The organism is Actinocorallia libanotica, from assembly GCF_039525175.1.
Taxonomy (GTDB): Bacteria; Actinomycetota; Actinomycetes; order Streptosporangiales; family Streptosporangiaceae; genus Actinocorallia; species Actinocorallia libanotica.
The window spans coordinates 19,683-33,436 of record NZ_BAAAHH010000014.1 but is presented as its reverse complement, the minus strand read 5'-3'; the positions used below and the strand labels follow the sequence as shown (position 1 = coordinate 33,436).

The 13,754-nt window shown below is 71.6% G+C and carries 12 protein-coding genes and 2 riboswitches; of the genes, 3 read left to right on the top strand and 9 right to left on the bottom strand.

Annotation, left to right across the window (positions count from 1 at the left end):
* Window positions 1-55: 55 nt before the first annotated feature.
* The 6 genes from ABD140_RS18150 to ABD140_RS18125 form a co-directional block, all read right to left on the bottom strand.
* On the bottom strand, window positions 56-1,216 hold the full coding sequence (locus tag ABD140_RS18150; protein ID WP_344242041.1) for a glycosyltransferase family 4 protein: 1,161 nt from the start codon (window positions 1,214-1,216) through the stop codon (window positions 56-58).
* Between the two features lie 70 nt (window positions 1,217-1,286).
* Window positions 1,287-2,510 carry a hypothetical protein gene (locus ABD140_RS18145; protein WP_344242040.1) on the bottom strand — a complete coding sequence of 408 codons (1,224 nt, stop codon included), beginning with the start codon at window positions 2,508-2,510 and terminating at the stop codon, window positions 1,287-1,289.
* A gap of 71 nt (window positions 2,511-2,581) precedes the next feature.
* Window positions 2,582-3,364, bottom strand: a complete 783-nt coding sequence (locus tag ABD140_RS18140) for a CHAP domain-containing protein (RefSeq protein WP_344242039.1) — start codon at window positions 3,362-3,364, stop codon at window positions 2,582-2,584.
* A 9-nt stretch (window positions 3,365-3,373) separates the two neighbouring features.
* Window positions 3,374-3,522, bottom strand: a riboswitch (cyclic di-AMP (ydaO/yuaA leader).
* Between the two features lie 70 nt (window positions 3,523-3,592).
* Window positions 3,593-4,015, bottom strand: a complete 423-nt coding sequence (locus ABD140_RS18135; RefSeq protein WP_344242038.1) for a C40 family peptidase — start codon at window positions 4,013-4,015, stop codon at window positions 3,593-3,595.
* Between the two features lie 142 nt (window positions 4,016-4,157).
* Window positions 4,158-4,353: riboswitch (cyclic di-AMP (ydaO/yuaA leader) on the bottom strand.
* 391 nt (window positions 4,354-4,744) lie between these two features.
* Window positions 4,745-5,707 carry a C40 family peptidase gene (locus tag ABD140_RS18130; RefSeq protein WP_344242037.1) on the bottom strand — a complete coding sequence of 321 codons (963 nt, stop codon included), beginning with the start codon at window positions 5,705-5,707 and terminating at the stop codon, window positions 4,745-4,747.
* Window positions 5,708-5,884: 177 nt separating this feature from the next.
* Window positions 5,885-7,153 carry an NYN domain-containing protein gene (locus ABD140_RS18125; protein WP_344242036.1) on the bottom strand — a complete coding sequence of 423 codons (1,269 nt, stop codon included), beginning with the start codon at window positions 7,151-7,153 and terminating at the stop codon, window positions 5,885-5,887.
* A 101-nt stretch (window positions 7,154-7,254) separates the two neighbouring features.
* On the opposite strand from ABD140_RS18125, the gene ABD140_RS18120 reads away from it, so the two are divergent.
* Genes ABD140_RS18120 through ABD140_RS18110 form a run of 3 tightly spaced genes read left to right on the top strand, consistent with a single transcriptional unit; the run spans window position 7,255 to window position 10,060 of the window.
* A complete protein-coding gene (locus tag ABD140_RS18120) occupies window positions 7,255-8,994 on the top strand; it encodes a DEDD exonuclease domain-containing protein (protein WP_344242035.1) in 1,740 nt (579 codons plus the stop codon).
* Window positions 8,981-9,733 (top strand): rhomboid family intramembrane serine protease, encoded by a 753-nt coding sequence (locus ABD140_RS18115; RefSeq protein ID WP_344242182.1) that lies wholly within the window; start codon window positions 8,981-8,983, stop codon window positions 9,731-9,733. The genes ABD140_RS18120 and ABD140_RS18115 overlap by 14 nt, the downstream gene beginning before the upstream one ends.
* 42 nt (window positions 9,734-9,775) lie before the next feature.
* On the top strand, window positions 9,776-10,060 hold the full coding sequence (locus ABD140_RS18110) for an Lrp/AsnC family transcriptional regulator (protein WP_344242034.1): 285 nt from the start codon (window positions 9,776-9,778) through the stop codon (window positions 10,058-10,060).
* A gap of 118 nt (window positions 10,061-10,178) precedes the next feature.
* Here ABD140_RS18110 and qcrB read toward each other — a convergent pair whose 3' ends face one another.
* Genes qcrB through qcrC form a run of 3 tightly spaced genes read right to left on the bottom strand, consistent with a single transcriptional unit; the run spans window position 10,179 to window position 13,743 of the window.
* Window positions 10,179-11,816 (bottom strand): cytochrome bc1 complex cytochrome b subunit, encoded by a 1,638-nt coding sequence (gene qcrB / locus ABD140_RS18105; protein WP_344242033.1) that lies wholly within the window; start codon window positions 11,814-11,816, stop codon window positions 10,179-10,181.
* A gap of 2 nt (window positions 11,817-11,818) precedes the next feature.
* On the bottom strand, window positions 11,819-12,919 hold the full coding sequence (qcrA, locus tag ABD140_RS18100) for a cytochrome bc1 complex Rieske iron-sulfur subunit (RefSeq protein WP_344242032.1): 1,101 nt from the start codon (window positions 12,917-12,919) through the stop codon (window positions 11,819-11,821).
* Entirely contained in the window at window positions 12,916-13,743 is an 828-nt protein-coding gene (gene qcrC, locus ABD140_RS18095) for a cytochrome bc1 complex diheme cytochrome c subunit (protein WP_344242031.1), read from the bottom strand. The genes qcrA and qcrC overlap by 4 nt, the downstream gene beginning before the upstream one ends.
* Window positions 13,744-13,754: the final 11 nt, after the last annotated feature.

Genomic DNA, 13,754 nt, shown 5'->3' with positions numbered 1-13,754 from the left:
CGGCGCCGAGTCCGGGCCCGCCGGAGGAGATCAGCGCCGGAAGCGCCGGAGGCCCTCAGCCTCCGGCGCTTCCGGCTTTCGCGCTCAGCAGGGCGTCGAGCCGCGCCGCCTGCCGCTCCCAGGTCCACTCCCGCTCCACCCAGGCCCTGCCCGCGGCGCCCAGCTCCGCCGCCCCGACCGGATCGGCCAGCAGCCCGGCGACCTGCGCCGCCACCGCGTCCACCGACCTGCCCGGCACCACGATCCCGGTCTCCCCCGGCAGGACGGCGTCCGGGGCGCCCCCCGAGTCGCCCGCCACCACCGGCAGCCCGGTGGCCGAGGCCTCCAGGTAGACGATCCCCAGGCCCTCGACGTCCAGGCCCCGCCGCCGCGTCCGGCAGGGCATCGCGAACACGTCGCCCGCGTCGTAGTGGGCGGGCAGCTCCTGCCACGGCACCGAACCGGTGAACACCACCGAGGACCGTACGCCCATCGCGTCCGCCAGCCCCTCCAGCTCCGCGCGGTAGGGGCCGCCTCCGACCAGCAGCAGCGCCGCCTCCGGCACCTGGCGCAGCACCTCGGGCCAGGCGCGGATCAGGTTGTCCTGCCCCTTGCGCGGCACCAGCCGCGAGACGCACACCGCCACGGGCCGCCCCGCCAGCCCGTGCCTGCGCCGGATCTCCGCGCCGCCCGCGCCCCGGTGGAAGAGCTTCTCGTCGACGCCCGGCGCGAGCCGCTCCATCCGCCCCGCCGCCTCCGGCGTCAGCACCGCCGCCATCCGCGACCGGGTGTACTCGCCGAGGTAGGTGAGCACGTCCAGGCCGTCGCCGACGCGGCGCAGCAGCCGACGCGCGACGGGCAGCTGCGCCCAGGCGGCCTCGTGCCCGTGGGTGATGCCCACCATCCGCGCCACCCCCTGCCTGCGCAGGCCCGGGGCGAGCAGCCCGAGCGGCGCCGACGCGCCGAACAGCACCGAGTCGCACTCGTGGGAGCGCACGATCTGCGCGGCCCGCCGCGCCACGGACGGCACGGGGAGCATCAGCGAGGTCGGATGCCTCACCACCTCGAACGGCTGCTCGGCGTCGAAGGCCGCGGCGCCCTTCCAGGCCGGCGCGTACACCACCACCGAGCCCTCGGGCCTGCGCAGGGCGAGGTTGTGCACGAACTGCTGGATGCCCCCGGCCCGCGGCGGGAAGTCATTGGTCAGGATCAGGGTCTTCATCGTGCTTCGCGGCATGGTGGGACCCTCCGGGGGGAGGAGAACGCCGCTTCCTTTCTCCAGTGGTGGACGGTGCCGGGCACCGGGATCATCCCAGCTCCTCACGCAGGTACGCGCGCCAGGGACCGGTCAGGTCGGTGACGCCCAGCACCTCGTGCAGGGCCTCCCGCTCGGACCTGCGCCCCGCTTCCCGGTAGAGCCGCAGCAGCCTGTCCTCACCGTAGCGCCCGGCCACCATCCGGCAGGCCAGCCATGCCTCCTGGTAGGCCTGGCTGAGACGGGGGGCGCCGGTCGCGAAGTCCGCGCGGGAGGGCAGGCCGCCGGGCAGCTCGCCCCGCGCGACCTCCTCCGCCAGCTCGCGGGCGGCCGCGGCGGGCGGGGTGCCGGTGTCCCGGTAGGCGACGTGGTCGGCGAAGCCCTCCACCAGCCACATCGGGGTGCGGTCGTCGCCGGCGCTGCCCATCGCCACATGGGTCAGCTCGTGGGTGAGGACCACCCGCCGCCCCAGCGCGTTGAGCCGGGGCCAGCCCTCGGGGGAGACGAGGATCCGGTCCTGGCCGCGGCTCCCGTCGGCGTTGGGGGTGGCGGTGGGCGCCGCGGCGATGCCCTCCAGCGGGCGTCCCCCCGCCAGCGCCTCGGCGCGGTCGGCGTCGCCGGGCAGGAGCGCCACCGCGCGGCGGGCCCAGCCGGAGCCGACCACGGCGGTGACCGCGGGGACGCAGCGGTCGAGCCGGTCGGCCACCTGCTCCAGCGGGCCTCTGCCCACCACCAGGCAGGACTCGCCGCGCACGGCCCGCACGTCGGGGTCGGCCCACGACTCCGGCGCGTCCTCCTTGTCCCCGCCGTCTCCGGTGAACAGCCATCCGCCGTCCGCCCGGCCGAGCTCCAGGTAGGTGGTGAGCACCACGTCGCCGGTGTCGAAGCCGCGGTAGCGGTAGGCCAGGCGCAGCGTCGCCAGCGGCCCCTCCACCTGTGTGACGTGCTCGCGCCACATCGCGAACGGCAGCCGGGAGAGCGCGGTGAAAAGCTCCTCCTGGCGGGCGCGGAAGCCGGGCTCGTCGGAGTGGACCGTGGCCAGGAACCGTGCGGCGTCGTGCTCCAGCACCGCCCGGGAACGGGCTTCGAGCAGGGCCTCCACCTCCGCGCGCCCGGGACCGGCGGCGGCTCCCGGCGGCTTCTCGCGCGGTGCGGAACGGCAGCCGCCGAGCCCGAGCAGCCCCGCCGCCCCGGCCAGCCCGGCCAGGAGGAGGTCCCGCCGGCCGCACCCGGAATGTGCGGGAAAGGCGAAGGGCCCCGGTGCGTCGGCTTCCATGGGGTGCGATCCTATGACCGCACGGGAAGCCCGTGCACCGGGGCCCTCGGAGGGTTTCGTGAGGGGCTCGATCAGCTCGCGAACTCGGGGTAGCCGTAGCCCACGATCTGGGACGGCTTGCGGTCGCGCTCCAGCACCGCGTTGCCGGTGTTGCCCTCGATGGTCTTGATCTTGCCGCCGTCCACGTCGGTCACGATGCCCACGTGCACGATGCTGTCCAGGCTCTTCTCACCCTGCCAGTTGAAGAAGACGATGGCGCCCTTCTTCGGGGTGGTGCCCCAGCGGTCCTGCTCCTTGAACCACTTCGCGTGCGCGATGGTCCAGGCGTCCTGGCCGACGGTGTCCTTGGTGCCGGTCTCCTCGGCGACCCAGGAGACGAACATGTTGCACCAGGCGGCGTCCAGGTAGGACTTCAGGCTGCCGCCGTCGCGCTTGACGGTCTCGGCGGCGCGGCCGGTCTTGGAGTACCACTCCTGGAACTTGGTCTTGCCGGAGCCGTCCTCGCGGATGCCCAGCTGGGTCTTGGCCTTCTTGATGAAGTCGTCGGCGGTGGCGGAGCTCTTGCCGACCTGCTCCTCGGCCTCGGTCTCGGCCTCGGCCGCGACGTCGGTCTGGTCGCTGCCGTCCTGCTCGCGGGCGAGGTCCTTCTTGGCGGTGGTCAGTCCGTCCAGGACCAGGCCGGCGTGCAGGGCCGTCGCGTTCACCGCGGTGGTCTTGCCCGCGGCCTCGACGTTCTCGGGGAGGGTGTTGGCGTTCGCGGCCACCGCGAAGGTGGAGGCGAGGGTGCTTCCGGCGAGCAGACCGCCCGCGATCTTGGCGGTCAGGGAGAGGTTCTTGCGGTGACGACCGGTCATGCTTTGCTCACTCCGTTTCCATACCGCCTACCGGGTTAGCTGACGGGTTCGGGCCTGGAATAGCCCTACGACTTCACGTCGATTCACCCCGGCCGGTCGAAAGTCGACCGGCGAGTGGTTCCCCGGCTCCGCGTGCGCGGACTCGGCGGGAGGACGGTCCCCCGGGAGGAGGACCAGTCCCGCGTACTTGCTTCTGTCGGATGTTCCTGCCTTGGCGGCGCTCGCCGCCTAGTAGGGCCGGACGGCCCCGTTGAAGGTCTGCTTTCGGTAGCTGTCGAGGACTACCTGTCGGACATGGTCACCGGTGCGAGGCGAGTGGATCATGTGCACCTTCCCGCCCTTCACCTTGGAGACGATGCCGACGTGGCTTCGAGCGCCGTAGAAGAACACCAGGTCGCCCGGGGCGAGGTCCTTCCACTTCACCTTGTTGCCGACACCGCTGTAGATGGCCCCGGTGGTGCGGGGGAGCTTCACGCCCGCCTTGCGGTAGGCGTAGCCCACCAGCCCGGAGCAGTCGAAGGAGTTCGGGCCGGCCGCGCCGTAGACGTACGGGCTGCCCTTCTTCTTCTTCGCCCACTGCAGGGCCTTCTGCGCCACCTGCTGACGCTGGGACCAGGACTTCTTCTTCTTGACCTTCTTGGTCTTCTGCACGACCGACACGCTGGCCGCCGCTTGCGCGGGCGCCGGTGCCGCCACCGCGGGGGTCAGGACCGCGGCCGCCGCGAGCAGGCCGGTTGCCAGCTGCGCACGTCGTACAGAGGACAGGCGGGTGCCAAGATTGCGAGACAGGGGAATCTCCTTCTTCCTGACGCCTACCGGGTTAGCTGACGGGTTCGGACAGGAAGGTTCGTCCTACGGTCGGCTGCGCTGGGCAGCCGGCCGATTCACCCCGCCGCGCGCATGGCTCACACCCTTTGGGGGTGGTGTGGGGTGCGCGCGGATTGGGTCCCCGGCTCCGCGTGAAGACGCGGACTCGGCGTTGCCTTCTCGGGCGGAGGAGCGCTATGAGGCCCCGGCGTTCGACCGGAAGGACGCGGATGGACTTGTGACACCGACTCGAGACTCGCTGTCCTACGCTTCACTGCGCGGCGCGGGTGTCTGCCACGACACCGGCTCTCGGATCAGCTGGTCGGCTGAGATCACATGATGACGCCTGGTGGACGCCACCGGTTCGCAACGTTCGGATAACGTCGCTCTTCTTCGAAGGTATCAAAGAAACCACGAAAGGCAAATGCCCCGCAAAGTTGGGAAAGCCCAGGTGAAGCGGGGTTTACGGACGAGGTGACACAGGTCTCACCCGCCGTGACAGGCCTCTGACCTGCGTCAGGCCCGTGTTACAAGGGGGTTTCGCGGGGCCCCTGAGGCCCCGGTCACCCTCCCCTACGGGCGGCCGCCGCCCACGAAGCGGTCGCGGTAGTAGCCGCTCGTGACACTGACGATCTCCACGTTCTTGCCGGTGCGCGGCGCGTGGATCATCTTGCCGCCGCCCACGTACATGCCGACGTGGCCGAGGCCGCTGAAGAAGATCAGGTCGCCCGGCTGGAGGTTGTCGTAGGAGACCCGCTTGGCCGAGGTCAGGGAGTACTGCGCCGCGGCGTTGTGCGGCAGCGAGACGCCCGCCGCGCCCCAGGCGCGCATGGTCAGGCCCGAGCAGTCGAAGCCGGTGGGGCCGGCGCCGCCGTAGATGTAGGGCTTGCCGAGCTGCTTGTAGGCGTACTCCAGCGCGGTCTTGGCCGAGCCGGTGGCCGGGCCCTTGTAGTCGCCGCCCTGGGGGACGTCCGCCGCCGGCTCGGGGCCGCCGCCCAGGCGCCGCACCAGGGCTCGCTGCTTGGTGATGGCCTTCTCGATGACCGTCTTCTGCTTCTTGAGGTCCTTCGCCTTGGTGTTGACCTTGTCGAAGGCCTCCTTGGCGTGGCCCTTCTCGCGCTCCATCCGCTGCGCGGCGTACAGGAACTCCTTGATCTTGTCGCCGCGGCTCTGCGAGACGTGCGAGAAGATCGACACCTGGTCCAGCACCGCCTGCGGGTCGCCCGAGGACAACAGCGCCGAGATGTCGCTGATGTCACCGGTCTTGTAGGCGTCGGCGGCCATCTGCACCACGCCCCGCCGCGCGTTGTCGTAGGCGGTGGACTCCCGCTTCGCGGCCTTCTCGGCGGAGTCGAGCTTCCGCTTGGCGATCTTGAGCTCGCCGTTGACCTTGTTGAACCTGTCGACCAGCTGCTCGACCTGGCGGTCCAGCTTCTCGAGCTTCTTCTGCGCCTCGGCCCGGGTGGGCTCGGCGGGCACCGCCCCGGCGGTCCCGGGGACACCCCAGGAGACGGCGAGGGCCAGGCACACGGCCATACGGCGGAGGTGGGGGCGGGCACTGGCCACGGCTGGCGGACGACCCTTCTCAGGAGTTCTTTTGTCAGCCGTTGACCTTAGTGAACACCGGGGCCTTCCTCAACCGAAACCCCAGTAAATAAGGCTTTTTTCAGCAATCTCCGCTTTGTCCGCCCAGGAGGTATCCGAACACACCGCTCAGAAGCGGCCCAGGCGCTTGAGGAGCAGCCGCGCGGTCGCCGTCCTGCCGCCCGCCCGCCGCGCCGAGGCCGCCACCTCCTGGTCGGAGGAGACCACCACGAACGGCCGGCCCGGGGGCTCGGCGCGCACCAGCTCGGCGATCAGCTCGTCCGCGATCTGGCCCGGCCGGCTGAAGAGCACCCGCACCCCGCGCGGCGCCTGCACCGCCACCGGGCCGTCCAGGGAGGCGCCGTCGAACACCACGGTGATCTCCGCCTGGGTCTGGGAGTACAGCCCGCCCAGCCCGTTGACCAGCCTGCCGCGCTGGTCGGCCAGCGGCAGCTCGCCGTAGCCGGTCTTGGTGACGTTGTAGCCGTCGACGATGAGATGCACCTGCGGCAGCGTGAGCAGCTCGGAGAACTGCTGGGGGTCGTTCTCCGACAGGGAGCGTCCGGGCGGGGCCCCCGCGGCCGCCTCCGCGCCGCTCACGTGGTCGGCGGGCTTGGCGATCACCGCGGGGAGGTTCAGCTCCCGGCGCACCCCCTGCGCGGCGTCCACCAGCGTGTCGAGCAGCAGCCGGAGCCGGATGTCGGCCAGGCTGCGGCCCTCCCGCGCGGCCTTGCGGCCCGCCTCCAGCGCCGTCTCGGCCGACACCAGCCTGCCGCGCAGCGCCTTGAGCTCCTTCTCCAGGCCGCCCACGGCGCTCAGGTGCTCGTGGTGCTCGGCCGCCCTGGTCCGCTCCGCCTCCGCCAGCCGCTCGGCGGGCGCCCTGGCCTGCCGCCGCTCCTCGTGGATCTTGCGCCGCAGGTCGGCGATCTCGCCCCGCGCCTCCTTGAGGTCGCCGCGCAGCCGGTCCAGCTCCCCGCCGCGGGTGGCCTGGGCCTGGGCCAGCTGCTCCCGCAGCTCGGCCACCTCGCGCGCCGCCGCGGCCTCGCGCGTGACGTCCCGCGAACGCTCCAGCTCGGCCCGCGCCGTCTCCACGTGGGACGCCCAGCCCTCGGGACGCAGCAGGTACGCCAGCGCGGCGACGCGCACCGGGTCGGCGGCGGGGGGCGGATCCCCCGCCTCCAGCGCGGCCACCAGCTCCGGCTGCTCCTCGCGCAGCGGCACCGTCACCCTGGCCCGGAAGCCGGGATCACGCTCCAGCTGCGCGGCTATCGACGCGGCTCCCTGGCGGGCGCGGCTCTGCGGGCGGAACTTCGCCACCCGCCGCAGCGGCACCGGGACCTCCTCCAGGGGAAGGGCTCCGAGCACCTCCGCCGCCGCCTCGACCACATGGCGGCGCACCGCTTCGGGAAGCGGCCGGCTGAGGCTTTCGTCCGAGGTGATCGTTCTGCTCCCTTCCGTGTGTACAGATTTTGTCACACGGAGCGCCTACGGTGCCGACCATGCGTTCCGTTCAAGGCAGTCTCGACGATCTCGGCACCCCCCTGAGCGAGACGACCTTCGTCGTGGTCGACCTGGAGACCACCGGCGGGTCGCCCGCCACCTGCGGGATCACCGAGATCGGGGCGGTCAAGGTCCGCGGCGGCGAGATCATCGGCGAGCTGGGCACCCTGGTGGACTGCGGCCTGCCGATCCCGCCGCACATCACCGTCCTCACCGGGATCACCCAGGCGATGGTGACCGGCGCGCCCGGCGTCGCCGAGATCGTCCCCACCTTCCTGGAGTTCGCCCGCGGCTGCGTCCTGGTCGCCCACAACGCGCCCTTCGACACCGGCTTCCTCAAGGCCGCCTGCGCCCGGCTGGGCCACCCCTGGCCCGCCTTCCCCGTGCTGGACACCGTCGACCTCGCGCGGCGCGTCCTCACCCGGGAGGAGGTGCCCGACCGCAAGCTCGCCACGCTCGCCCGGTACTTCGGCGCCTCCGTCCGGCCCGACCACCGCGCGCTCACCGACGCCCGCGCCACCGTGGACGTGCTCTACGGACTGTTCGAGCGGCTCGGCTCCCTGGGCGTCACCTCGCTGGAGGAGGCCAGGAGCTTCGCCCGCGCCCCCTCCCCCCAGCAGCTCACCAAGCGCCACCTGGCCGACGGGGTGCCCTCCGGCCCCGGCGTCTACCTCTTCGAGGACCACCGGGGCGACATCCTCTACATCGGCAAGAGCGGCGACCTGCGCACCCGGGTCCGCTCGTACTTCACCGCCGCCGAGACCCGCAAGCGCATCCGCGAGATGGTCGGCATCGCCGAGCGGGTGCGCACCATCCCCTGCGCCACCGGCCTGGAGGCCGAGATCCGCGAGCTGCGGCTCATCGCCGAGCACAAGCCCCGCTACAACCGCCGCTCCAAGTTCCCCGAACGCGCCCTGTGGCTGAAGCTCACCGACGAGGACTTCCCGCGGCTGTCGGTGGTGCGCGAGCACCGCGACGACGGCTGCGCCTACATCGGGCCCTTCCCGTCCACGCGGGTCGCCGAGGAGGCCCGCGAGGCGCTGCGCGAGGCCGCCCTCCTGCGCCAGTGCGGCCAGCCGCTCACCCCCCGCCGCATCGGGGAGGGCAGGGCCTACTCCTGCGCCCTGGCCGAGCTCGGCCGGTGCGGCGCCCCCTGCGAGGGCCGCGAGGACGCCGAGGGCTACGCCCGGCACGTCCGGGCCGCCCGCGCGATGATGTCCGGGGACGCCGGGCCCGTGGCGGCGGCGGTGGGCGCCAGGATCGACCGGCTCGCCGCCGAGCTGCGCTACGAGGAGGCCGCCGTCCAGCGCGACCGGCTCGCCGCCTTCGTCCGCGCCGCGGGCCGCGCCCAGCGGCTGGACGCCCTGGCCGCCCTCCCCCAGCTGGTGGCCGCCCGGCCCGGCTTCGGCGGCGGCTGGGAGCTGGCCGTCGCCCGGTACGGCAGGCTCGCCGGGGCCGCGGTCATCCCGCCCCACGCCACCGTCTACGGGCCCTACGTCCAGGCCTGCACGGCCGCCGCGCAGACGGTCCTGCCCGAGCTCGGCCGCCGCCACGCCGCCACCCCCGCGGAGATGGAGTGCCTGCTGCGCTGGCTGGACTCCCCCGGCGTCCGGCTGGTGCTGGTGGACGGGGTGTGGAGCTGCCCCGCGGGCGGCGCGGAGGGCCTGCGGGAGTGGATAGAGGGTGCTTATCAGGAGCCGAAGCCCTACGCTGGCCGTCGTGGCGATGCCCCTGTATGACAACCAGCCGACCCGGCGGGCCCCGCTCGTCACCTACGCGCTCATCGCGCTGAACTTCTTCTTCTTCCTGCTGACGCCGATGGCGACCTTCGGCAACGACCACGCGAGCCAGCGCGAGCAGGTCTGCGACCAGGCGGTCTTCATCCGGGAGTACGGCGCCATCCCGCAGGAGCTCACCGACAACGAGCCGATCCCCATCCCGGGCGCCGTGGCCGCCGCCTGCGAGCTCTCCGGCGCGCAGACGCCCGACAAGAGCCCCTTCCTGTCCGCCTTCAGCTCGATGTTCCTGCACGGCGGCTGGGTGCACCTGCTCGGCAACATGATCTACCTGTTCGTCTTCGGGCAGGCCACCGAGGACAGGCTGGGCCGGCTGCGCTTCCTGCTCTTCTACCTGGTCTGCGGGCTCGTCGCCGCCTACGGCTACGCCCTGACCTACCCCGACTCCACGGTGCCCCTCGTCGGCGCGTCCGGCGCCGTGGCGGGCGTCCTGGGCTCCCACCTGGTGATGTACCCGCGCTCGCGCACCATCGCCCTGGTCTCCGGGATCGTCCCCTTCCGGCTGCCCGCCTGGGTGCTGCTCGGCCAGTTCTTCGTGCTGCAGTGGCTCAGCCTCGGCGAGAGCGACGGCGTCGCCTACGTCGCCCACATCTACGGCTTCGTGGCGGGCGCCCTGCTGGGCCTGCTGGCCCGCTCCCCCCGCGCCGCCCGCCGCGCCGCCCTCCTGCCCGGCCGCCGTTAGGCTCGAAGGACCGCGAAGTCGCCGCAAGAGGAGGATCCCGCCTTGATTACCGCCATCGTGCTCATCCAGACCGAGGTGGACCAGGTCAACGAGGTCGCCGAGCAGGTCGTGAAGCTGGAGGGGATCAGCGAGGTCTACTCGATCACCGGCGACCACGACCTCCTGGCCATGGTGCGGGTCCGCCACCACGAGGAGCTCGCCGAGGTCATCCCCGGCCGGATCAGCAAGGTCCCCGGCGTGGTGCACACCGACACCCACATCGCCTTCCGCACCTACTCGCGGCACGACCTGGACGCGATGTTCTCCCTCGGCCTCCCCGAGGCCTGAGCCCGGGGCCCCGGGAGCGAACCGGGGACGAGCCGGGAACGAGAAGGAGCCCGCCACCTTGCCGGTGGCGGGCTCCTTCTCACTCATTCGGTCGTGTGTGGCAACCGTCGACCGTCGCTCAGCGGGTGAGCTCCTTGCGGGACTCGTCCTCGACGAGCTCCTGCTCGTGGTGCTCGTGCGGCGTGCCGTCGCCCTTGATCGGGATCGAGTCGCCGTTCCACCACATGTTGAGGCGGGTGCGCAGGTGGCCCATCGGGCCCTTGGAGCCCTTGGCCGGCACCCCGTTGGCGTCCACCGCCGGCAGCGGCGGGCGCGGCTCCTCCTTGGAGGTGATCTTCGCGGCCTCGGCGGCCGAGGGGGCCTTGTGGACCTCCTCGAACTTGCCCTCGGGGCTCATCGTGATGATGCCCGCCTCGTAGCCGTGCGCCATGGTCGCGGCGTCGCTGCGCTGGAGGCCCAGGCAGATCCGCTTGGTGATCATGAACGCCAGCACCGGGCCGATGAAGATGGCGAACCGGAAGAACCACGTCGTGGCGTAGAGCGAGATGTGGAACCGCTCGGAGATGATGTCGTTCGCGCCGGCCAGCCACAGCAGGCCGTAGAACGTGATCATCGCCATGCCGGCCGCGGTGCGGGTCGGCGCGTTGCGCGGGCGGTCGTTGACGTGGTGGTTGCGGTGGTCGCCGGTGATCCAGCGCTCCAGCGCCGGCCAGACCGCGGCACCGGTGAAGACGATGCCGAGCGGCACCAGCGCCGGGATCAGCACGCTCAGGCTGAGCGTGTGGCCGAAGACCACGATCTCCCACGGCGGCATGAGCCGCAGCGAGCCTTCCAGCAGACCCATGTAGAAGTCGGGCTGGGAGCCGGACGAGATCGCCGCCGGGTCGTAGGGCCCGTACAGCCAGATCGGGTTGATCTGGGCGAAGGTGCCCAGCAGGGCCAGCACACCGAAGGTGAACAGGAAGTAGGCGCCGCTCTTGGCCAGGAAGACCGGGTAGAACGGGTAGCCCGTCACCTTCTGCTCGGTGCCGCCGGTGCCCGGCATCTGGGTGTGCTTCTGGTGCCACATGATCATCATGTGCGCGGTGACCAGCGCCAGGATGATGCCCGGGATCAGCAGGATGTGCAGGGTGAACATCCGGGGGATGATGTCCTGGCCGGGGAACTCCCCGCCGAACAGGAACATGTACCCGTAGGTGCCCACCAGCGGGATGGCCTCCAGCACGCCCTGGGTGATGCGCAGGCCGGCGCCCGAGAGCAGGTCGTCCGGCAGCGAATAGCCGAAGAGGCCCTCGAGCATGCCCAGCGTGAACAGGCCGAGGCCGATGAACCAGTTGAACTCGCGCGGCTTGCGGTAGGCGCCGGTGAAGAACACCCGCAGCATGTGCGCCATGAGCGAGGCCATGAACAGCAGCGCCGCCCAGTGGTGGATCTGCCGCATGAGCAGGCCGCCGCGGACGTCGAAGCTGATGTGCAGCGAGGAGGCGTACGCCTCGGACATCATCGTGCCCTGCAGCGGGCCGTAGGACCCGTGGTAGTGCACCTCGAGCATGCTCGGCTTGAACCACAGCGTCAGGAACACGCCGGTCAGCAGCAGGATGATGAACGAGTAGAGCGCGATCTCGCCCAGCAGGAACGACCAGTGGTCGGGGAAGACCTTCTTGATGTTCCGCTTGAGGAAGTTCGACGAGCCCAGACGGTCGTCGATGTGGTTCAGCGGTCCGGAGACCGACTTGGGAAGTGTCGTGTCAGCCATGGTCACCCACGCTCCCAGTAACTCGGCCCGATGGGCTCGGGGAAGTCGCCGGTGGCGATCAGGTAGCCCTCCTCGTCCACGGCGAGCGGCAGCTGCGGCAGCGGCCTGGCCGCCGGGCCGAAGATCACCTTGGCGCCGTCGGTGGCGTCGAAGGTCGACTGGTGGCACGGGCACAGGATGTGGTGCGTGGTCTGCTCGTACAGGGCCGCGGGGCAGCCGACGTGCGTGCAGATCTTGGAGTACGCGATGATCCCGTTGACGGTCCAGTTCTCCTGGCCCTTGATCGGCTTGATCTTGTCGGGCTCGATGTTGATCAGGATGGTCGACGCCTTGGCGATCTGGGTCAGCGCGTCGTGGCCCAGGTCGTAGATGCCCTCGGGCAGGACGGTGATCATGCCGCCGGGCGTGTTGAAGTCCGCGGCCTTCAGCGGGGCCGAAGCCTCGGGGCCGCTGTCGACGACCAGGCGCACGCCGGGCTTGCCGGCCGCCTTCGCCTTGGCCACGGCCTTGGCCCAGTAGGTGTGGCGCAGCCGCTTCTCCGGCAGCGGACCGAGGTCGCGCAGCAGGAACAGCGGGGCCAGGCCCAGCGGGGCGGCGGCCAGCAGCAGGGTGCGGCGCAGCAGCGGCCGCTTGCCCAGGCCGCTGTCGAGGGCGCCCTGCTTGATGTCCGCGGCGAGCGAGGAGCGCACGTCGTCGTCGGTGGCCATGTCGTAGCGCGCCTGCTCGATCGGCACGCTCGTCATCAGCCGGCGCATCCACAGGGTGACGCCCACGCCCATCGCCAGGAAGGAGAGGGTCATCAGGCCGCCGAGCCAGAGGTTGCTCTCCCTGGCCCGCTCCAGGCCGTGCATGCCGCCGTTGCGGCCGCTCCAGCCGATGAAGTAGACCATGAAGCCGACGCTCGCGGCGAAGGCCAGCAGGAAGCACAGCGCGACGATCCGCTCGGCCTTCTTGGCCTTGCGCTCGTCGAGCTCGGCGCCCGGCTTGAACACCTCGGCCTCGCCTCCGCCGGGCGTCGGCAGCGCTCCGGACTTCACGGGGGGTGGCGTACCGATGACGCGTTCGGGCCCCGCGCCCGTGGTCTCGTTGGTTTCGTCGCTCATGACTTCTTCAGCTTCTTCGGCTTCTTGGCGGTGATCCACATCGCGCAGATGACGAGCAGGCCGATGCCCACCAGCCAGGCGACCAGGCCCTCGGAGACCGGACCGATCCGGCCGAGGCCGTTACCGCCCGGGTTGGGCTCGGCGCGCACGGTCTCGATGAAGGCGATGATCGATGCCTTGTCGTGCGGGGTCAGCGTCGTGTCGTTGAAGACCGGCATCGCCTGCGGACCGGTGAGCATCGCCTCGTAGATCTGGACCGGCGTGGTGTCGTGGAGGTTCGGCGCGTACTTGCCGCCGGTCAGGGCGCCGCCCTGGCCGGTGAAGTTGTGGCACTGCGCGCAGTTGGTGCGCCAGAGCTTGCCGCCCAGCGCCACGTCGCCGTCCGCGGGGACCGTGGGAACGCCCGGTCCGCCGCCCAGCGACTGGATGTAGGCGGCGACGGCCTCGACGTTCTCGGCGTCGTCGAACGGGGCCACGACGTCCTTGCTCGGCACCTGGGCGCCGTAGGTCATCGCCGGCATGCGGCCGGTGGTGATCTGGAAGTCGACCGAGGCCGCGCCGACGCCTATCAGGCTGGGCGCCAGCTGGTTGCCGCCGTCGCTCTTGGTGCCCTCGGCGTTGAGGCCGTGGCAGCTGGCGCAGTTCTGGTTGTACAGGTCCCGGCCCTTGGCCAGGTCCTGCGCCTGGGCCTGCGTACCGTTGGCCTCTGCCCGGTCGGTCGCGGGCGAGAGGCCGGCGTAGACGACGCCGATCGCCACGAGGGCGGCGAGCATGACTGCGTAGCCGGCCCACGAGCGACGGCGCCATGCGGTGAACCTAGTCACGGATGGTCCCC

What these genes read in the sequence shown, in the direction of transcription:
- ABD140_RS18150 (WP_344242041.1), bottom strand. Translation starts at nt 1,216, where the DNA reads ATGCCGCGAAGCACGATGAAGACCCTGATCCTGACCAATGACTTCCCG.
- ABD140_RS18145 (WP_344242040.1), bottom strand. Translation starts at nt 2,510, where the DNA reads ATGGAAGCCGACGCACCGGGGCCCTTCGCCTTTCCCGCACATTCCGGG.
- ABD140_RS18140 (WP_344242039.1), bottom strand. Translation starts at nt 3,364, where the DNA reads ATGACCGGTCGTCACCGCAAGAACCTCTCCCTGACCGCCAAGATCGCG.
- ABD140_RS18130 (WP_344242037.1), bottom strand. Translation starts at nt 5,707, where the DNA reads ATGGCCGTGTGCCTGGCCCTCGCCGTCTCCTGGGGTGTCCCCGGGACC.
- ABD140_RS18120 (WP_344242035.1), top strand. Translation starts at nt 7,255, where the DNA reads ATGCGTTCCGTTCAAGGCAGTCTCGACGATCTCGGCACCCCCCTGAGC.
- ABD140_RS18115 (WP_344242182.1), top strand. Translation starts at nt 8,981, where the DNA reads ATGCCCCTGTATGACAACCAGCCGACCCGGCGGGCCCCGCTCGTCACC.
- qcrB (WP_344242033.1), bottom strand. Translation starts at nt 11,816, where the DNA reads ATGGCTGACACGACACTTCCCAAGTCGGTCTCCGGACCGCTGAACCAC.
- qcrA (WP_344242032.1), bottom strand. Translation starts at nt 12,919, where the DNA reads ATGAGCGACGAAACCAACGAGACCACGGGCGCGGGGCCCGAACGCGTC.